This is a genomic window from cyanobacterium endosymbiont of Epithemia clementina EcSB (assembly GCF_029919255.1).
In the GTDB taxonomy this organism is placed as follows: domain Bacteria; phylum Cyanobacteriota; class Cyanobacteriia; order Cyanobacteriales; family Microcystaceae; genus Rippkaea.
The window spans coordinates 508260-529738 of the sequence record NZ_CP123991.1 but is presented as its reverse complement, the minus strand read 5'-3'; the positions used below and the strand labels follow the sequence as shown (position 1 = coordinate 529738).

The following is a 21479-nucleotide window of genomic DNA, read 5'->3' as shown; positions in this document are numbered from 1 at the left end:
TTCACTCTAACCTTTTGATTTTTTGAGATATTTTTTACAAAACTAAAACTTGAAGTTTAGGCATTTTAAGCTTTTAAATTTAACTTTTTGATCATGGAGCCATTTAGTTAACCCCGCATTTTAACTTAAGCGGCGATAAACTTTAACTAACCCTTGATCATCTCCCACATTACCAGGAAATAAAACTACCGGTAAATCAGGAAAGATTGGGTGATCTACTGATGTTCTTACCATTGAACATCCTGCTAAAATCTGACCCAACAAGCGGACTGTTCTTAAGTTTAGCCCATTACTGAGGACATCATTAGAAGTGATACCCCCTTTACTAATTAAAAATCCGATATCGTGGGGCAACCCTTGCACCACATCCGTTAATAAACTAGACACCTCAACTCCAAAATCTAAGCGTTTTTGTGTCTTTTTAAAGGTTAATTCTTCTCGACTAGTGTATATTACCGGAGTTTTATTTTTTTTGTAAACCACCTTTACTTTATCTAAAGTTTGTGCAAGTAGACTTTCCCGTTGACTGGGATTATCCCGCAACTGTTTAATATCTATTTCAATTCCTGCTACATTTTCTTCTTTTAGTAATTGCTTAAGCTGTTGAGTAGTTTTTTCGACATGAGATCCCACTAAAACAACCCCAGGGTTGATGCTGGGTTTATACTTAGCCATTTCTTCGGGGGCGCTCGGTTGAAGTCCTAATTGTGCCAAAGACGTTAGAATACTAGCTGCACCACGAAGCAAAAATCGCTTACCCGATGCTGCTGCAGTCAATAAATCTTGTGCAAATTGATCCAAATCCTGTTGATTTTCTCCATCAACAACTGCACATTGATTTCTCTTTAATTCCATTAATCTTTTCACACTTCCTTGACGAATATCCCGAAGTAAAAACCGTTTTACTTCTGTTGCCTTAATACGTCCATTGGTCTTTTGTTCTACATAATCAGGAAGATAACTATGATGATAGCCAAAAACAGAATCTTTTGCAAATTCTGTTTCATGAACAGGAGTAGAAACGCCATTCACGTGTAGATAATGAATGCTATCACGGGTTAATCTTCCCCCTTCAAAAAAAGCAGGAATAAGAAAATGAGCATCAAATCCACCTAATTCCTGGGTAATGATATCGGTTTCAATGGGATAATGTCCACGTAGTGTGGAATCAGACCGACTAACTACTAGAAAATCTTCAACTCCCTCTGCTTTAACGGCTAATTTTAGATTGTGACAAACTTCTTTCGTAAGAGTAGCAGCATTTTCTGGAGTTAATGCTCTCGTATTGGTAAGAACAAAGAAAATGGGGACTTTATCTGTTAAACCCAACCGTAGGGTATCGATATCCCAATGCATCAGTAGTAAACAACTATGTACGGTCTGAGAACCTGTGGGGTCATCATCAAGGACAATAATTTTTGGAGGTGAATTCATGGTTATTCTACATACCGCCTTAATTATTGTCCCATAAAAGCTTTATTTATAATGTCTGACCTCTTTCGAGGACTGATGAATTGCAGCGAAGTTTCCTCAATTAACTGAATTCTTCGCTGTTGACTCCATTGTAATCATTGAGCTGTTTTGGCCATTTCAACTACTTTCTCAAACGCTTGGGGATCTGTAATAGCTAATTGCGCTAACATTTTACGGTTAAGTTCAATATTAGCTTTTTTGAGTTGGCCAGTGAGTTGACTATAACTAACCCCGTACATCCGCGCCGCAGCATTAATCCGAGTGATCCATAGACGGCGAAAGTCTCGTTTCCGTTTCCGGCGATCACGGTAAGCATTCCGCAAGGCCTTCATTACCTGTTGATTCGCACTACGGAATAGTTTAGAGTGAGATCCTCTAAACCCTTTGGCTAATTTAAGAATTTTCTTACGGCGTTTGCGAGCAACATTACCTCGTTTTACCCTTGTCATAAATGACTCTCTACTTAATTTTCTAAACAGTTGTCGTGTGAGTTAGGTTTCAGTGATTAGATTCTTGCACCTTTCCCTTACATATAAGGGAGCATTAAACGTACATTTGGTTCATCCTGTTCGCTGACCAAAGACAGTTGGGATAAGCGACGATACTTGCGCTCCGAGCTTTTATGTTGTAACAGGTGGTTTTTAAAAGCTTTTCGACGCAAAATCTTTTTACCACTCCCAGTTGGACGAAAACGCTTAGCGGCAGCTTTGCGAGTTTTTAGTTTAGGCATAAACTTAGGACAAATTTGAAACAATTCCTCACTGTACCACAGTCCAATGGAATTAGACAAGGATAATTTGAGTAATTATACTGCATAAATCAGCTAATTAGGATTAACTCGGAAAGAATAAGGAGTTATGAGAACCTGGATCCAAATAACAAGCAAAGTCAGAGATTAACAATTGTTGATACTTATAGAGATAAAGTCGTAAGTAGATATGTTAATGTACGCTCGCTTATTGATATCAATATGCCTAATCATTTTCAGTTAATCATGAATCCAGACAAGTGCAAGTTAAATTTAAGGAATTTGAGATTGGGATAGACAGCTACAATATCTTTGTTTCTTACTGACACCTTTTCATTTAAAAGAATAGATAACTTAGTCAGTGATAATTATTGAATTATTTATTCCAATATTTGTTTAGGTTTAACCAGCTGTATAGCTTTAGTTTTTTTTGGATTTTGAATTTTATTCATACATCGTATATACTAAAAAATAGTACTATTTTATTTTTTAAAATAAAAAAAAATGTCTCTTAAGTAATTTAAAAAAATATAAAATATAAAAAATGTATTGATGAGGAAGATAATACTCATTTTCAAGAAAAATCAAAAATTTACTTTTTGAAAATTGAGACACTTAATTGTTTAATTTCATTAAGATTAATTTTTACATTTTAAAGGAAAATAATGACAGATAATTTTCATGAATAATCGCTTTTAACCCCTAGTATTAATTACTCCAAATAAATAGAATTTAAATCTATTTTTTAAAAAATCTATGTCTAATAAAAAATTAAAAACATGACTGACTATAACGTTTATACCGTTTAATTGTCAGCCAATGATTTTATTTAATTTCTAAAAAAAAGTACAAAGATAGTAAGAAATAGCAAACAGACAAAAGACGTTCAAACTATTAGGGTAATTAACCTGTTCAATACCTTACTTTTATGAAATACAATCAAATTTTTGTCGACACTTCGGCCAGATCTGAAATTACAGGAATTCTTGATTGCTTATCCCCTCCCGATAAGAACTAATAAAATTTCTGACTTGAGGACTTCAAACTTCTGACTTCCCTCGACAATCATGGATAATTGATAATGAGAAAATGTTAATGGTGGAGAAACATTCGTGGAGTCTCAATATAAGGCAGCAGCAATTGAACAAAAATGGCAACAGGACTGGGTTAAACAGGAGTTAAATAAAACCTTAGAAAACAGCGACAAACCCAAATTTTATGCATTATCCATGTTTCCTTATCCTTCGGGAAACCTACACATGGGTCATGTTCGCAACTATGTTATCACTGATGTTATCGCCCGTCTCAAGCGATTGCAAGGATACCGTGTCTTACACCCAATGGGGTGGGATGCGTTTGGACTTCCGGCTGAAAATGCAGCCATTGATCGCGGTATTCCCCCTGCAGAATGGACATATAAAAACATCGCTCAAATGAAGCAACAATTGCAAACTTTGGGACTTTCTATTGACTGGGACGTAGAGATTATTACTTGTTCTCCTGACTATTATAAATGGACACAATGGCTGTTTTTGCAATTTTATCAAGCAGGGTTAGCTTATCAGAAGGAAGCAGCAGTTAATTGGGACCCCATCGATCAAACTGTGTTAGCAAATGAACAGGTAGATAGTGAGGGTTATTCCTGGCGGTCAGGTGCTAAAGTAGAACGAAGACAATTGCGCCAGTGGTTCTTTAAAATTACTAATTATGCGGAAGAATTATTAAAAGATCTCGACAAACTCCCTGGATGGCCTGAACGCGTTAAATTAATGCAAGAAAATTGGATCGGCAAGTCTGTGGGTGCACATTTGGAATTTCCTATTAAAGGAAGTCAAGAGAAGATAGCTGTCTTTACGACCCGTCCCGATACTGTCTATGGTGTGACCTATGTAGTTTTAGCACCAGAACATCCTTTGACTCCCAAAATTACCACAGAAGAACAGAAAATAGCAGTAGACTTATTTATAAAGACAGTCGCTAACGAAAGTGAAATAGAACGAACTGCCGAGGATAAACCAAAACGCGGTGTTTTAACGGGAGGAATTGCCATAAACCCTTTTAATAATCAGGAAATACCCATTTTAATTGCCGATTATGTCCTCTATGGATATGGTACAGGTGCAGTGATGGGAGTTCCCGGACATGACATCCGTGACTTCGAGTTTGCAATCCAGAAGAAGTTACCCATCAAAGTTGTTATTATTCCCGAAAACTCAAAGGATACTAACCTTACCTTAACAGAAGCATATACTGAACCTGGAATTATGGTTAATTCAGGTAATTTCAATAAAATGCAGTCTACAGAAGCCAAAATAGCAATTGTCAAATATGCAGAAAAAGAAGGCTATGGCAAGGCCAAGATACAGTATCGTTTGCGGGATTGGTTGATTTCTCGTCAGCGTTATTGGGGGTGTCCTATTCCTGTTGTTCATTGTTCCAGTTGCGGTACAGTTGCGGTTCCTGATGAAGCTTTACCTGTAAAATTGCCAGAAAATATCAAATTTACAGGACGGGGTGCATCTCCTCTGGCAAGATTGGAAGGTTGGATCAATGTTACTTGTCCTAGTTGTGGAGAACCGGCAAAACGGGAAACCGATACGATGGATACTTTTATTGACTCTTCTTGGTACTATTTACGCTACACCGATGCAAACAATAAAGACGAAGTTTTTAACTTAGAAAAAGCTAATGATTGGATGGCTATTGATCAATATGTAGGAGGTATTGAACATGCCATTTTACATCTCTTATATTCTCGTTTCTTTACTAAAGTTTTACGAGATAGAGGGTTAATTAATGTAGATGAACCTTTTAACTGTCTTTTAACTCAAGGAATGGTACAGGCAATAACTTACAAAAATCCCCACACAGGTAAATATATTCCCTCAAATCAAGTAAACTCTGAAGATCCTAAAGACCCTAGTACAGGAGATAAATTAGAAGTCTTTTATGAAAAAATGTCAAAGTCTAAATATAATGGGGTTGATCCAGAAAAAGTGATTGAAAAATATGGAATAGATACGGCGCGAATGTTTATTCTGTTTAAAGCACCCCCAGAGAAAGATTTAGAATGGAATGATGCAGATGTTGAAGGACAATTTCGGTTTTTAAATCGAGTTTGGCGGTTAGTTGCTAACTATGTAAACAATAAATCTAACAATAAATCTAAAAAAGTTAAAAAAACTAATGAACTAATCAAAGTTGAAAAAGACTTACGACGGGCAATCCATACGGCAATTAAAGAGATATCCGAAGACTTAAAAGGAGACTATCAATTTAATACTGCTGTCTCAGAACTAATGAAGTTAAGTAATGCACTTAATGAAGGAAAATGTTTAGATTCTGAAGTTTATCAAGAAGGAATAGAAACCTTATTGCTTTTACTTGCACCGTTTGCTCCCCATATCACTGAGGAATTATGGCACAATTTAGGACATAAAAACTCTATTCATTTAGCAAGTTGGCCAAAACTTGATCCTGATGCTTTAATTGTGGATGAAATTACCCTCGTTATTCAGGTCATGGGTAAAACAAGAGGAACTATTCAAGTATCAGCAACTGCAACTAAAGATGAATTAAAAAAACTGGCTTATAAGTCAGAAATTGCACAACACTATTTAGACGGAAAAGAAGTAAAAAAAATTATTGTTGTACCTGGAAAGTTAGTTAATTTTGTAGTTGTACAATAACATTGAAAGGTGGGCAATTATTGTCCACCTCATTGACAGAGATGAATGGAAATAAGTAGCATAAAAAAGTATGAGGTATAAGTTAATTTAAATTAATCGTTAGTTATAACAATAGTGATTGATACAAGTCTTTAAAAGTAAACTAATTTATTTATTTAAATAAATAAATAAATAATGAAGATAAAATTATATATGAGTATAGTATATAAAATTTTAGTATGCTAACCAAGCAGCTATTCAGTAATAATTATTGGCTATTTTTTACGCTAGGCATTAAAAAATAGCTAATAAAGTATGTAGTACTATAAGTTAGCTTTTAATTTTATTTCTAAAATTAAAAGCTAAAAAACTCAGTGTAATTACAAACAAACTAATTGACAGTCTGAAATAGAACGCAACTATGATGATAATAAATACAAATTGTTAAGTGATAATTATTTAGAATTTTGATCTTTTAGTACATTTTTCTTGAGCGATAAAGTCGAGTGAAAAATTATTAGACGTTAAGACAATAATGCATTCGTAAATTCAACTAAAATTAACTTAGTCTGCTATTACCTCAGAAAGTTCAGTTTTATTAATTAGTAATACTGAAAAATAGTAACATTGTTAATCCAAAATTAATGTGCAATATTTTTTGATTAAAACAGTACAGAGAATAGATAAATAAAAATGTTATCTATAGTTTTAATTCTATTTATACTTACTGATATTTTTTTTATAAAAAATCAAAAACCTAAATTATGTATAATTAATAATTAATAAGGTGTAAAATGGTAAATTCATATAATTTATATAGCAGTAAAAAATCAAGTAATTGATGAATTATCATTTTTATATCTAACTTATAACGACTTTTAGTAGATTAAGATCATAAACGTTCCATTATTTTGGTTTCATGAAAAAAATAAAAGATTTTTCTAACTTTCTCTATATATAAAAAAGTTAGAAACAGTTGTCTATATTAAGTAGTATTTATAATTAAAGTGGTGAGTAACTAGTCAAAAACTAAAATACGACAATTCTATCCTTTTAAATTAGATTTCATAAATTTTAAAAATACCTAAAAAACACACTTAAAAATATAGTTATTTTTAAGTGTGTTTTTTATTTTAATTAAATTGTTAAAAACAGAGTATCTATTAATCTATTTTTTACTGCTTTCTCTTTAGAAGAAATATTAACTATCATGGTTACTTTTATCTATTCTTAGTTTTTTTAAAAAAATTACAAATTTTTCCGTGAATTAGTTAAAATTTTTCAGCACAAATAAATTGTGAATGTTGATATTGCACTATGGACAGTTTAGGTCAATCTGTTTGAATTGCTTCAGGGGTAAATTACAAATCAATTAATCAGTTCAAGATTTAACTAAATAATCAATTTATATTGATATTTTATCTATTACTATTTAAAAATGACGTTTACAACAGTAAAATCCTAGATTAATTAACTGTAAACTTTGTTGTAATTTTTGAAGTTTCCAAGTGAGTTTTTGATAAAGTTGTCTGATTTGATAAATTTGGAGTTGTCTATCCATAATTACTACAGAGAGCTGCTTGAAAATGTAGTCGGTATGTCGTTCAATCCTTGTTGAGATTTTAGTAATCTTAACAAGGAGACAGTGAATTTTCCAGAGGCGGAAAGCGACATAAAAATTAAGAATTGTTAGCAAGAAATTACAGAAGATAACAAATACGAGCATTAAATGTTATGATAATGGGTCGTGAAACCTTATGGGGAATTAGCTTAGTTGGTAGAGTGCTGCGATCGCACCGCAGAGGTCAGGGGTTCGACTCCCCTATTCTCCATTTTTAAACAGCAGTTATAAATAATCGGAACTAATTCCGTCACAAGACTTAATATCTCATTGTAGGGTTTAGATTAGATTTTTGAACCTCTGATCTCCAATTTCTTGAGGAGTTCCCTTCGTAGATATTTATATTATGTCCCATAAAAGACGAGACTTGGTCCACTCAAACCAAAGATTTTTACTAGTGATTATGAAAAATAATAAGCCTTAGATTCATCAATGGTCAACTGATATTCGAACTCCTCATTATAAACGCTGGTTAAATCCAGCCAATAAATGCAAATATCGAATTTTAATCTTACTTCTAAGGGATTTAATCTTTCCAGTGGAAACTTGGTTAATTACTTGTTATTGAGATCAATTTTATTTTCCCATCCTGTCTGCGTTACTTTGTTTGACTTGGTCAAGAATGTGATAGATTGTATGATCTTATACTTAATGTCGGTTTAAGGCTGTTAACAATCTTTATAATTAGTAAAATTTTTTATTTTTATTCTTATGTTTAGACATCGAAAATTTTTACAATGCTGCTCATTTAGAGCTTGACTGTATTGATGATTAGTCATTAAACTTAGACTTATATTTTTTAGTAAAAACGCTTAGAATTTTTGTACTTGAGAAGAGAGCCTATCAAGGTAAAAAGTAATAAAGATTTAATTTCGGTTAAATTTAACCAATTTAGACAAAACCATGGACATAATTGATTATCAAATTGGCTTTATGATAAAAGTTTTGGGACTTTTGATCGTTCTTTCGATTGTCATTAAGTATAGAGAAGAACGGGTGGCGATTACCCCCACTACGTTCAATGCAATCATAGGAATTGCCATTTCTCCTCTGTTGATGGTTTGTGCCCTAGTATGGAGACTGAGAAATCAACCCTCAATCGATCCTTATATTGATAAGGATTCAATCAGATGAATTTTTCTCAATGGCTTGGATTTATAGTTATAGCTATTGCTCTCCATATTTTATGGCAAATACGCCAACTATTGTCGTTGTTTTTTGCAGCTGTTGTGATTGCTAATGGATTGAACCATTTAGTTAAATGGTTCCAAGATAAGGGCATTAGACGGAGTTATGGAGTTTTACTTTCCACGGGAATATTACTAGCTACTATAGTTGGTTTTTTTTTAATCATTGTTCCTCCTTTCACTAACCAATTTCCAGAGTTAATTCAGTTAGTTTCTCAAGGCATTGAACAGTTAATCATAAGCTTAAAAGAATTTATTTCTAAACTTGATCCAGAATGGATTCTTAATTTCCCTAATACGCAAGAACTGACTCAACAGTTACGACCTTTAGTTAATCAAATTGCTGGACAGGGCTTGTCTGTATTTTACAATACTATTGCTATTCCCTTAAGTTTACTTTTATTGTTAGCACTAACCCTTATGTTATTGGCTAATCCTCAACCTTATCGCCAGGGATTTATACGGCTATTTCCATCATTTTATAGGAAAAAAATTGATGATATTTTATATCAATGTGATGAAGCATTACAAGGATGGTTGATTGGTGTTTTGTTTGACATTCTAGTGATAGCCTTATTAAGTTTTCTGGGATTATTAGCATTAGAAATTCCTCTAGCACTATCTCAAGCTATGTTAGCAGGAATTCTTGCCTTTATACCTAATATAGGTTTTGTTTTAAGTGTTGTTCCTCCTGTGGCTATTGCTCTTCTAGAAAGTCCCTGGAAATCGATCATTGTTATCATTTTATATGTTTCAATACACCAGATACAAACTCATTTTTTAAACTCCTTAGTTATACATAAAAAAATCTCTTTACTACCAGCACTCATTCTATTGTCTCAACTATTTTTTACTATTATATTTGGTATTTTAGGATTTTTTCTTGCTTTGCCTCTAGCGGTAGTTAGCAAAGTTTGGTTGAAGGAAATATTAGCTACAGATATTTTAGATGTTTGGCAAGACAAATCATAAATAAGAGTATAGCTTAGAAACAAATTAAATTATTGATTACTTCTACTAAATAGACATCGAAAGTGTTATATTTTTTGATAAAAATTAAAGAATATAGAAGTTAAAATACTTTTTATTCTGGTAATCTGAATTATGCTCTTAACTATGCAAATATGATAGTTTTAATTATTAGACTTATAATAGCTTAGTCAAAGGCACTCAACTAACTAGCTCAAGAATACTTTTTACGATCCTTGCCTATTTTATTAGGAAATCCCTTATGTTAATAGAACAGTAAAACTGGAATTAGGAATAAAAATAGTTGGAGACTAATTAGATCAAGATGGTACTATTTTAGCAATCTACGTCAGCTAGAAAAGTGTAACAGTCACCTATCGTTATGTTCAAACTAAAAGATCTCAACAAGAAACCTAAGCTAACCAATTTTTATATTCTAATTTTGGTGTAATTGTCCCAGGATAATTTTTAAAAAATTTGAAAATAAGTTAATAACTTAGCTAAAAACTCAATTTTAGCTTTAAAAGCTAAGTTATTAGCCTTTTGGATGGAAGAGAAGTAAGTTGCCTCTATAGTCTAGAATTAGAAACGTTAAAGTTAGAAACTGTTGGATCAAATTATTTATCTCACTTAAACTTAGAAGAATCTTTGTTCATCCTAAAATTGAGCCAAGAACAGGAAATATTTATAATCATCTATTGGAGTCAAAATAAACCTCAATCTCTATTGAAGTAGTGTAACGACAAAAATTATTAAATAATTATTTAACTTTTTAATAAAGAGTGCATATAATCTTTAATTTTTTGATGGACTAAAAGTATCTAGTTTTTTAGTTTTTTTTATTCGTCTTAACTTATAATTAACTGCTTTAGGATTTTAAAATTTTAGTGATTCCATGGAATGGAACTATGAATTAGACACTGAAGTTTTAGTCTTTAACTATAAAAGTCTCTGCTTAGTTAGTCCCAGTAAAACTAGGTATTGGTTTAAATAGCACCATGAGAATAGATATGTGGATAATGAGGAAAATATTTTTATTAAAATTGTTCGTTATTCTGATTTAATCATTAATCAAAATTAAAAATAAGTTACTATCCAAAAATCATAAAGTACCGCTCAAATAACCATTTGAAATATATATCTTAATTTATAAATAGGCAATGTGTTCAATACAGAATAATTATTTGGATTGTAGTTGCAATTTCCACGTTTTTTTATCCCATGAAGTGGGAAATAATTGGCGTCATACTTGTCTGTAAATTAACTTAGATAATACTTGTTTAAATCAAGAACTATTTGGGGTGATAGCCAGTTTTTATCTTCAAAAAAGAACTCTAACTATTGTAAATATTAGAAAGGTAAGTTATCCATCGAAACCGATTTTGTCCCTAATTTCCCTGATTTTGAACAGGGATAGATATTAATAGTAGTATATGATCGAATTAATTATCATAGCAAGGTTAAAATCTACATATAATAGTCAGAACTTAGATCGTGATTCTCCATCTAGTTTAATTTCGCCAAGTGTTATTCCTCCTGATTTTCAGAAGACTTGAAAATTTAGATAATTGACGTTTTTCTAGACTGGCTGTGAAAACATTATAGTAAATAAAGTTCGAAAGTTTTACTTTACAAAAATTGCAAAATTTTTAAGATTCCAGACACTTAATCTTTACAAAAACCAAGTTTATGAAGTTACAGAATACCGTTCATAATAAGGGTTTTATAATTTGTCGGTTATTAATTTAGTATTTTTAGTCTAAAATATCTAGAACAAATAAAATTTAAATAAAATTTAGTATAAATAAATCCCCCCGTTTTTTTGTAAATTAATAGCTCGATGTCCTAAAAAATCAGGATTTTTTTTACTGATTATGCCTTTTTCAATAATGACGATAATTTGGTTATCTTCTTCTACTTTGACATTGAATCTAAGGGTTAAGGGATTATTAGGATCAACAGAAATGATTGGATAAACAACAATATAAGCAGAGTCACCAAAATTTTTTAATGTTCCCATTTCTCCAGCCTTAAGGGCTTGTGGATTAGTTGACTTTAGATCAGTTATGTCATACTCCAAAGGTATTTCTGTCTTATTAATCAATAAAACTTCTACCGAACGTTGAACATCAAATCTATCTACAGGTTGCCAATAGCCAGGCTGATAGGTTTCAGCCGGTAGATTTTGAGCTAGTATCTGACGGGGAAGAGTTATCGTAAATATCGCTAATAAAGCCGCTATTTTTTGAAAATTAAGTTTCATGGAAAGAATAACTTGAACAAAAAGACAACTTTTTTTATCTTAACAGAAATTTCATAAAAATACTTTTTTCTTAATTTTTAATATCAATCCAATTATTTTTTGGAAGGTAAATATAGAAAGTGAAAAACATATTTTTTAAAAAACTAAATCATCTGCTCAAAAAATTTACTTTTGGTAAACACTAATAGATTACTAGAATAAGCTTTAAAATATGTTCGATTTTTTAACAATACGACCCAGCGTTTAAAGTCTTCTAAAATAAGCTCAAGCGTTTCGCTCCTATGCGTACTCGATAGCCTTGCAAAAAGCTGTCGAGTACGATGCGATAATACCAGAGAACCTAACAACTATTGGTAAACTGTCAGTTTTTAAAGTTTTCTAACGATTGTTAGTAACGAAATTAATCTATTTTCTCTTTCTGAATCGCTTAGACTCAGTGATAATTACTTCTATTAATTACCCCATTAGCTTTAATTCTCGTTACATTATGATAAATAAGATTAATTAGAATAAGGACAAAAATGGAGATAGGCGTTCCTAAGGAAATTAAAGACCAAGAATTCCGTGTCGGGTTGAGTCCCAGCAGTGTTAGGATATTGCATGATCGTGGTCATCTTGTCTTTGTCGAAACTAATGCAGGAATGGGTGCAGGATTCTCCGATATGGACTACCAAAAGGCAGGAGCAAATATTGTTCCTACCGCAATCAATGCTTGGGACAGAGAATTAGTGGTTAAAGTTAAAGAACCTCTTCTTGAAGAATACCTCTATTTAGATAAACCCCAGTTATTATTTACTTATCTTCACCTAGCTGCTGATCGCCATCTAACTGAAGCATTGATAGACTCAGGAATTACGGCTATCGCCTATGAAACTGTAGAATTGCCCGACGGTAAACTTCCCTTATTAACCCCTATGAGTGTCATTGCCGGGCGGTTAGCAGTACAATTTGGCGCAAGATACCTAGAGAAACAACAAGGAGGACGAGGAGTTCTGTTGGGGGGAATTCCTGGGGTGCGTTCAGGTCGTGTTACTATTCTAGGCGGTGGTGTCGTCGGAACTGAAGCGGCTAAAATTGCTGTAGGAATGGGTGCACAGGTACAAATTCTTGATATTAATGTTGACCGATTATTCTACCTAGAAACTCTTTTCGGATCGAGGGTTGAATTACTTCATAGCAATACATATAACATTGAGTCGATTGTTCCCCAAGCTGATTTATTAATCGGAGCGGTGTTACTTTTAGGAAAACGTGCCCCCATTTTAGTTTCACGAGAATTAGTAGGCAAAATGAGCCCAGGTTCAGTCATTATTGATGTAGCTGTAGATCAGGGAGGGTGTATTGAAACTTCACGAACTACATCCCATACTGACCCGATCTACATGGAAGAAGGAGTCATTCATTTTGGGGTTCCTAACATGCCTGGGGCAGTTCCTTGGACAGCCACCCAAGCCCTCAACCACAGTACTTTGCCATATGTGATGAAATTAGCTGATTACAGTTTAGATGTGTTAGACAAAGATGTTGCTTTAGGGAAAGGCTTAAATGTCAAAGGAAGTCGTGTAGTACATCCAGCTATTTTAGATGTTTTTCCTGATTTAAGATAAATGGTGAAAACAGCATACTGTTATTAACTTTCAGAATGTTTTGAACAACAATCAGCTAAAAAACAGCTAAAATACTTATCAATGGATAATTAGAAAGTTGATATACTGTGAGCTGTCAGTTAATGTTTATAATGTTTTAACCAATTTATTTGTTTGGTTTGTGTTGATCAGCGAACTCAAAATCTATATATTTTGGGTTTTAGCTGAAGATAATGAATATCTGGTCCCCGAAACTGTACTGAATAAGGTGGTGTTGTGATAAATAAAATTGATTTTGGTCCAATTACCAATGCTCAAAAGCTTTCAATACATTAGCATTAATAACTTTGCATAACAGGTTTGGCAGAACCATAAATATAAATTTATTCACCGATAACTGACAAGCCTTCTACTACTAATGATGGAGTGTGACAAGAACCATTCCATCGAGAATCATTCCCTAATCCGATCACCTGTTTGAGGGCAGTATAAATATTTCCAGCTACCATAGTATCCTTAACTCGACCCGTAATTTCTCCTTTGTCGATCCGATATCCTAGGTCAACATTAATGGAAAATTCTCCTGAGATATCTGCCCCACCTCCCAGCATTTGATCTACAATTAAGGCATTATCTAATTTACTAATCAATTCCTCAAAAGACTGAGTTCCTGACTCAATAATCATATTCCCTAAACTAGGAGTTGGATAATGTTCTAACCCTGGTCTAAAGCCATTTCCTGTACTATTTTGACCTAACTCCCTGGCGACAGTGTGATCGCTGTAAAATTGTTTTAATTGTCCTTGTGTAATTAAGGATAAGAGTTGAGTAGGAGTTCCTTCATCATCAAAGGGGCAGCTATACGGATCACGCTGGAGATCTTGAAATAAGGTAATTTTTGGGGACATAACCACTTCACCTAATTTACCATTCCAAGGGGAAGAGTTTTCTAGGACTCGCTTTCCATTGATTGCATCAGCAACTGTTTCCCACAACATAGTAACTGCATCAGGAGTAAACAGAATGGGAATTTTTCCTGTAGGGGGACTCACATTTTTGTTAGCCCATTGTAACCTTTGTAAAATCCATTTAATGACCTTATCTGGGTCCAGTTTATTTCGGGTTGATTCACCGTCATAAATGCCTAAAAAATTTTCTCCTCTTATCCATTCTAATCCTAAATAATAGTTTATAGATGTTTCTTTATATTGACAATGGAGTCCTTGAGAATTCATTAATAAAGTCGTATATTCTTCACAGCTAAATTCACCGTTACAAATAGCATCAGGATAAGTATCTCGAAGTTGATTGATCGCAGTTTTTCCCTTCGAAATTAGGGTTTCAACTGAGATAGAAGATCCAATGTTAGGATAGATAGCAATGCGGGGTTTACTTAACTCCATAGTTTTGGGGGGATTTAATTGAGACAGAGCGATCGCTTTCTCTACTAATTCCTGAGGATCAATAGAACCGTAGGCCACTGCTAATCCTGGACGTCCTTGTTTCCATAAGCGTAGTGCAGTTCCTTGGAACTGTTTACTCTGTAGTTGTTTAAGACGGTTAGCTTCAAAAACAACTGGATGAGATAGAGAACTTAACTGATAAATTTCTGCTTCTGACACATCATATGTTAGGGCTAGATCAATAATTTTTTGGGGATTAATTATCATAAGTTTAATAACTAAATACTTAATTTCTATTAGACAAGATAAACACTAATTTAATTTTTTACTGCTCACAATTAATTTCAATCTTATTAGATTTTCCGGCTAATTGCAATTATTTTAATTTTTCATAAATCAAATAAGTAAATTTTAAGATTTCTAGTATATTAATCATTGCAACTAATATAGGTAACTTTTTTTGTTTTTTTTGATGGCGATTAAACTAAATTAGTTTAATCGCCATAGGTAAGCCAATAATTATAATTGGTTTATTTGCAATATAGTTTCAACTATATTTTTTGGCTTTTTATATGAAAGCGCAGTTATTATTTTTTATCCTTGAAGTCATTTTAAATTCAATATAAAAAGTATTATAGTATAATTTGCTTTTTAAGCAAATTTATTGATATAAATAATGTTACCAGTATTCGGTTATATTGTAAATATATAACTAATAAATAGTTAAAAATCAATAAACAGTTTTATTTTAATGTATTTTTTGTAGAAAAACACTACTTTTAAATAGTTTTTAAAGTCAAAATGGTGAATAATTTATTTAAACTTAAGTAAGTTATTAAAACTTTTAAAAAACAAATAAACAGTTTTATTCTTAGTTTAACAAAGATTTTATAAGCAGCAAGTACAATATTTATATCCAAAAAACTTAGATGAATAATCTTATTGTCTACAATAAAGTCAATTTTAAATTTTTATATGAATTAAGTTTGAATCGCTGGTAGCTTGTCACCAATAGTTGCTCCAAAAAAGGATGATATAAAAATGAATAGATTTATTCTACATAAATATCTATGTTTAGAGAAACATAGTTTTAAAGAGTCTAGAAAGATATAATTGTATATAGTTAGTTAACCAGTGAAATTATAAGCTAGCTAATTGATAAATTTTTCTAGTTGTATTTATATACAAATATAACTAGAAAAATATAAGATAAGACATGAAATAAACAAGATTTAAATTTATTTATGATTAGATTCTTTAAGAGAATCTAATCATAAATAAATGACCAAAAAAAATCAAAAAAATTAGTAGGTAATATTTCCAAATATGAATTACTTATAGCAATAATAAAAAACAGATCACAATCTAAAAATTACTTTCAATCGTCATAAAAAATTAAAATTAAGTACTAAAGTGACACTAAATATATATACTATACTGATATATATATTTAGTTTTAAGCTTCTTATACTAGAAAATTTTCTCATCTTTATTTAGAAATAAACAGTTTATTTGCGCTCAAGAAGCTAACTAAACTTCTAATAAATAAAGATAAGTACAAAATTTACATATTAACAGTGACAAAAAAATTTTTTTAAAATAAGTGATTAGAATTAATGTAGTTTAAGATTCAACGAATATCTAAGAAGTCAAAGTTAATTTCTCAATAGTGATCGTCTCTTGACAAGCATTTAAATTTACCTTGACAGATTACTATCAAAAGTGTTTCCATTGGCATAGAACTTTCCTTTGTCGTAGGTACTATAAATGCGAGAACTCAATCGCGAAAAAACCAATAAACTCCTAAACTCAATCATGGAGTATGAACTAGCCGGAGTCGTACGCTACACTCACTATAGTTTAATGGTCACAGGGCCTCATCGTATTCCCATAGTGCAGTTTTTTCAACAACAGGCGACTGAATCTCTTCTTCACGCTCAACAAGTGGGAGAGATATTGACTGGGTTAGAAGGTCATCCTAGTTTATCAATTGCTTCTATGGAGGAAACTAATGAACATGACTTACGTGCAATTTTAACGGAAAGTCTCAACCATGAAAAGAAAGCCTTGGATTTATATAAGGAGTTATTAGAAGTTGTAGAGGACGGGAGTATCTATATCGAAGAGTTCGCTCGCGGAATGATTGGACAAGAAGAACTTCATAATATTGAACTAAAGAAAATGTTACGGGATTATGTCTGAATTTTAAATGTCTAGTTGATAGAAAAAATTAGTAAGGGGTTTAATTTGATTAAACCCCCTCTCTTTGAAAAGAATGGTGTTTCAGCTAGGGATAAACTTCTCTGTATTTAGTTTTGAAAGGAAATTCTCGGAAATTCTGGCTTGTACCAGGCGATTATGAAAAAGGGATAATAAAATGCTAAGAACTCTGGATAGAAGATATTTAAAAAATTTATTGATAGCATAATTGAGGACTCAGGAATTCCGAAATTCTTAAGTTGACAGAAGTTCTTTGATTTTTGACCAATAGTTACCAATGAGATTAAAATCAAGAGAGTAAGGAAATTAAGAATAGGACCTCTACTCTTATAGATTCAATCATTTTTCTAACTTTTGTTGCTTCGCGAACCGGCAGGTTATCCATGAATGTATAAGCTCCTAGCCAGATTTATAATATCAGTACTTCTGTTTTGGAAGTAAGAAAAGCTCCTTTAATTTATTCATTGTTCACAAATATAAGAAGCGAAAAAGTTTGATGTAACGATTACTCCTATTAATATACAATTATTGGTATATTTTTCATAAGCTCGCTCTCCTTTGACTGCTCTAACAAATTATTGCTAAACAAATTCTAGTTTTGTCTATAAAAATACTGATTAATTTGAAGAACCGATTTTTAATTAAAGCTATAATTTCAATGTTTCATGCTATTATTGGACTTTTTTTAAAAAACCTATTGGAATTAATGCACAAAATAAAGTGACGATTATATCGAGTAAAAAAATAGTTTTTTATCTCAGCTTTAGGCTAAATTAGTCAATATATTTTTGAACAATTGATAAAAGTTTAACATAGTTAAACCCTATTTTTTTTCTAAACTATAGCCTACCAAGTATAGAGCCCAGGCATAAAATTATTCACTACACAATTGTCCAATATCGTTATTATATATTTCTAATATACTAGATTAATATCCTAACCCTAATCTGTCAGTGCGAGTTTCAGAAGTAGTAACTCAAATTCCTTTAATTTATTTTGAAGTTTATTGAATCTACTGCTATTTGTAGATATTCTTGGGATTATATTGGGGTGTCCATAAAATTAAAGAAAGCTAAAGACCAATGATTATTGGAGTTTAAAAAATTTTTTTTATTTAAATAAAAGTATGAAAAGTATGTTTTGCTTACAAGGTAAATTTAGACATACGATTTTGTTAAATAATTCCTATTGCTATAATTAAGATCTCACTGTCAAACTCATTTCAATTAGATTGAATAAAATATACTAAAGATACTATTAAGTGAGTATCAACAGTATATAAATTAACAATTCTACCTTTTCTAATTTCAGGAGTTGCTAAAAGCATAGTTTATTAACTAATCAAATTACAACGTTGTCTTATATAAGACTTATCTAAAAGCTGCTCAATAGATACTTTCATGGAGTTTGGATTACAAATATGGTGATAGGTATCAGACAATGTAAGTTTTTTCGCTTAAATTTGATGATGAAAACTTTCCATGAACCCACGAGGACACTTCCGTCTGTCCAATTTTTCTAAAATAAGAACTATTAAAGCGGAAATTTCTTAAGTATTAGAGGACACTTATCACCCTTTTAGTTACTTAACATTGAGTCAGAACAAGAATAACCTATAATAGTTGATATTTGGCTAAATTAAGGGTCGTTTAATATCTTAGAGAGAAACTATAAGATATTAAAGATCTTATTAAATAAACTTCTTTCATAAAAACTTTGTTTAATATTATGACAATTTATTTTGAGATTTAAGTCTTAGGCATAATTGCAATAATTTATGATATTTTTTGGAGTGTGATAACTAAAAATACCCATCTAAACAGACAAAATTCATGAGCAGTTAAAAGTCAATAAATATTCTCTTTTTTAAACAATTGTTTTAACTATTTTTAAAGCTATGGACGTGACCATAGTAGAATTCACACTATTACCACCTAGTTAAAATATTTTTAGGTCAGTGAAGGTTACTAAAGATTGACTAGTGACTACCATGTAATATTGAGTCAACCTCAAGTTATGCTAAGAAGTTAATGAAAAATATTTCTCTTTTAAAATAAATAGAGGAAATTAGTCAGTAGACTAGTGTAGTCAATAAGATCTTTATATTGTACTTTTTTCAAAAAAAATTAGAAAAAACTAAATTAGATAAAATAGTTTGAGTTAAATAGTTCACTGAGTACGTAAGCTTAAATAAATCTAAAATAGACAAGTAGTTAAAAAAGAGTGTTTTGCCAGATCTCAGTTTACCTAAAAATTTAGCTAACATAATTGGAAGAGTGAGCATTGTAAAAGTTATTGAAGAGGCCAGTAGCACAATCTTTTCACTTAGAAATAATTAAGTGAATTTTTGGATAGCTAATTTTTTTAGCACAGTTCCTGAAATACTTACTCTGTTAAAGACAGGTGCAGTGATTAACTTCGGCATAACTTTTGTTCGTACACTTAACAAATATCAAAGAATTAGTAAACCTTAAACCCAAGAGCACTATCCTCCTGACACAATTTTAAAATTTAAGTAGAGTATTATCTCTACTTAAAATTGACCAAATAATTACTAAAAAGTGGTCTATATAAAAGTTCTTTTTACTTGTTAACTTAAAAAAGTTAACAAGTAAAAAGTCTAAAAAATACTCTCAGAGACTCAAAGTTATACACATATGTCGGAGATTTCGACTGATTGGTTCGGTTCTACTACCGCATTTAACTCCTAAATACAATTACCATTGTGGAGACGAAGGGTAGACTATACTGATACTGAATATTTAGGAAAATAAATAGTTGTGTCTAAGGGATTATTGATGAAATTAAGTGACATTATCAATCGTTACGAAGCCATGGCGGTTGATGCTTGTCTGTCGCCAGCTGTGTCAACAATTGTCAAAGACATCGATCATACCCCAGACAAAATTAACCAAGCCAAGACAAAAGCCCAAAGACAATGGTTTGGAGCTATCGCTACTTTAGAAGAAATTTTACTGTCCCAAGTTAATGAGACGAAGACAGACGATACTACTTGTCGAGGATTAATTTTATCGGCTCCTACCACAATCCTTTGCCATCAGTCCCTTAATTGTCAATTCCAAACAGGAGTATTTACACCTCAAACAGGGAAGAAGTTGACCTCGATGCGATCCCAACTTCCGGCTGCTCGCGAGACTGAGTCACACACTATAGAAACGGTAGCCGAACTTCCTTTGTTTCCTAAAGATCCTATCGCTACTGAACAATTCTGCTTAGTGCTAACTCCCTATTTCGGATTGATTGCAGTTTTAGGAGAAGATTCTCAAAGACTTCCTGCTTTTCAGTTTTCCTTTGAACCAGAAGTTATCAACCAAGGATGGTTGGCTCTACGATCTCGACTAGTTGCTATTAATTATCCTAAATTATCTCAGTTTGATGCTTTAGTTAGACATTTTTCCCCGCCAATCCCTGACTATCGCTTAGTTACCCAATTTAGTCGATTATTACTATATTATTTACCTGAAGTACCCGCAGTACATTCAGCACAGCATCGCTTAATTCATTGGGAATCTCAGAATAGAGAAAAATCGTCCTTAGAACTTTTTAATAATGCCCCAGACGTAGCCATACTCCAGGCATTAACCCATGAAATCCGCACACCTTTAACCACTATCCACACTATGACACGGTTATTGTTGCGCAACAGAGGATTAACTCCCCAAATAATTAAATTGCTCGAAGGAATTGATCAAGAATGTACAGAGCAAATTAATCGTATGGAGTTGATTTTTCGGGCTACCGAACTTAAAATCACTTCTAAAAAACAAAACTCAGTTAAATTGGTGTATACGTCGTTAGAAAATGTCCTAAATGAAAGTATTCCTCGTTGGAAAAAACAAGCTCAACGACGCAATGTCATTCTTGATATAGTGGTTCCCCAAAAATTACCCCAAGTTGTCAGTGATCCAGCGATACTTAATCAGGTGTTAATGGGGTTGATCGAAAAGTTTACCCGTAGCTTCTCTGAAGGTGGAAATATTCGCGTTCAAGTTACCACTGCGGGCCATCAACTGAAATTACAATTTCGCACAGAGTCTTCTTGCCCTCATAACCCTTTAAAAGCTTTGGGCCAGTTATTAATGTTTCATCCTAATACTGGAGGGTTAAGTCTCAATTTAGATGTGACTAAACATTTGTTTCATGTCCTAGGAGGTAAATTGATTGTGCGTCAGCGATCACAGTACAAACAAGTTTTTACTATTTTCCTTCCTTTAGGTCAAGATTCTAGTAACCATGATTTAAATCCTCTTTATCAGCAAAAAATTAGGTAGATACAGCTGAAAAAGGGTTTGAGTCAAGATATGAGAGTTCTATGAAACT

Annotated in this window: 11 protein-coding genes and 1 tRNA gene; 7 read left to right on the top strand and 5 right to left on the bottom strand. The window is 32.2% G+C overall.

Translation table 11 applies throughout. The features are described from left to right. Positions 1–120: 120 nt before the first annotated feature. The 3 genes from P3F56_RS01670 to rpmI form a co-directional block, all read right to left on the bottom strand. Positions 121–1434, bottom strand: coding sequence for a four-carbon acid sugar kinase family protein (locus P3F56_RS01670; RefSeq protein ID WP_281153030.1), 1314 nt, complete (start codon positions 1432–1434; stop codon positions 121–123). A 134-nt stretch (positions 1435–1568) separates the two neighbouring features. Then, entirely contained in the window at positions 1569–1922 is a 354-nt protein-coding gene (gene rplT / locus P3F56_RS01665; RefSeq protein WP_281153029.1) for a 50S ribosomal protein L20, read from the bottom strand. Between the two features lie 77 nt (positions 1923–1999). Beyond that, positions 2000–2203, bottom strand: coding sequence for a 50S ribosomal protein L35 (gene rpmI, locus P3F56_RS01660; protein WP_281153677.1), 204 nt, complete (start codon positions 2201–2203; stop codon positions 2000–2002). 1130 nt (positions 2204–3333) lie between these two features. On the opposite strand from rpmI, the gene leuS reads away from it, so the two are divergent. The 4 genes from leuS (at position 3334) to P3F56_RS01640 (ending at position 9669) form a co-directional block, all read left to right on the top strand. Then, positions 3334–5910, top strand: a complete 2577-nt coding sequence (gene leuS / locus P3F56_RS01655; protein ID WP_281153028.1) for a leucine--tRNA ligase — start codon at positions 3334–3336, stop codon at positions 5908–5910. A gap of 1738 nt (positions 5911–7648) precedes the next feature. Continuing rightward, positions 7649–7721 (top strand) — tRNA-Ala (locus P3F56_RS01650). Between the two features lie 692 nt (positions 7722–8413). After that, positions 8414–8644 (top strand): hypothetical protein, encoded by a 231-nt coding sequence (locus P3F56_RS01645; protein WP_281153027.1) that lies wholly within the window; start codon positions 8414–8416, stop codon positions 8642–8644. Then, a complete protein-coding gene (locus P3F56_RS01640; RefSeq protein WP_281153026.1) occupies positions 8641–9669 on the top strand; it encodes an AI-2E family transporter in 1029 nt (342 codons plus the stop codon). Before P3F56_RS01645 ends, P3F56_RS01640 begins: the two co-directional genes overlap by 4 nt. 1792 nt (positions 9670–11461) lie before the next feature. Here P3F56_RS01640 and P3F56_RS01635 read toward each other — a convergent pair. Continuing rightward, entirely contained in the window at positions 11462–11929 is a 468-nt protein-coding gene (locus P3F56_RS01635; protein ID WP_281153025.1) for a hypothetical protein, read from the bottom strand. Positions 11930–12450: 521 nt separating this feature from the next. Here P3F56_RS01635 and ald point away from each other — a divergent pair. Next, entirely contained in the window at positions 12451–13536 is a 1086-nt protein-coding gene (gene ald, locus P3F56_RS01630; protein WP_281153023.1) for an alanine dehydrogenase, read from the top strand. 362 nt (positions 13537–13898) lie between these two features. Here the strand turns inward: ald and P3F56_RS01625 are convergent, their stop codons facing one another. Further along, the gene (locus tag P3F56_RS01625) at positions 13899–15185 is read right to left on the bottom strand and encodes a TldD/PmbA family protein (RefSeq protein WP_281153022.1); all 1287 of its coding nucleotides are present in this window, start codon (positions 15183–15185) and stop codon (positions 13899–13901) included. 1500 nt (positions 15186–16685) lie between these two features. On the opposite strand from P3F56_RS01625, the gene P3F56_RS01620 reads away from it, so the two are divergent. Both P3F56_RS01620 and P3F56_RS01615 read left to right on the top strand, forming a co-directional pair. Continuing rightward, positions 16686–17120: a ferritin-like domain-containing protein gene (locus P3F56_RS01620; protein ID WP_281153021.1), complete on the top strand. Its 435-nt coding sequence runs from the start codon at positions 16686–16688 to the stop codon at positions 17118–17120. A gap of 2816 nt (positions 17121–19936) precedes the next feature. Then, positions 19937–21430 carry a sensor histidine kinase gene (locus P3F56_RS01615; RefSeq protein ID WP_281153020.1) on the top strand — a complete coding sequence of 498 codons (1494 nt, stop codon included), beginning with the start codon at positions 19937–19939 and terminating at the stop codon, positions 21428–21430. Positions 21431–21479 lie beyond the last annotated feature (49 nt).

Excerpts from the sequence above, each read along its gene's own strand:
- rpmI (WP_281153677.1), bottom strand. The coding sequence starts at position 2,203 with ATGCCTAAACTAAAAACTCGCAAAGCTGCCGCTAAGCGTTTTCGTCCA.
- P3F56_RS01635 (WP_281153025.1), bottom strand. The coding sequence starts at position 11,929 with ATGAAACTTAATTTTCAAAAAATAGCGGCTTTATTAGCGATATTTACG.
- P3F56_RS01645 (WP_281153027.1), top strand. The coding sequence starts at position 8,414 with ATGGACATAATTGATTATCAAATTGGCTTTATGATAAAAGTTTTGGGA.
- P3F56_RS01640 (WP_281153026.1), top strand. The coding sequence starts at position 8,641 with ATGAATTTTTCTCAATGGCTTGGATTTATAGTTATAGCTATTGCTCTC.
- P3F56_RS01625 (WP_281153022.1), bottom strand. The coding sequence starts at position 15,185 with ATGATAATTAATCCCCAAAAAATTATTGATCTAGCCCTAACATATGAT.
- P3F56_RS01620 (WP_281153021.1), top strand. The coding sequence starts at position 16,686 with ATGCGAGAACTCAATCGCGAAAAAACCAATAAACTCCTAAACTCAATC.
- rplT (WP_281153029.1), bottom strand. The coding sequence starts at position 1,922 with ATGACAAGGGTAAAACGAGGTAATGTTGCTCGCAAACGCCGTAAGAAA.
- P3F56_RS01615 (WP_281153020.1), top strand. The coding sequence starts at position 19,937 with ATGAAATTAAGTGACATTATCAATCGTTACGAAGCCATGGCGGTTGAT.
- P3F56_RS01670 (WP_281153030.1), bottom strand. The coding sequence starts at position 1,434 with ATGAATTCACCTCCAAAAATTATTGTCCTTGATGATGACCCCACAGGT.
- ald (WP_281153023.1), top strand. The coding sequence starts at position 12,451 with ATGGAGATAGGCGTTCCTAAGGAAATTAAAGACCAAGAATTCCGTGTC.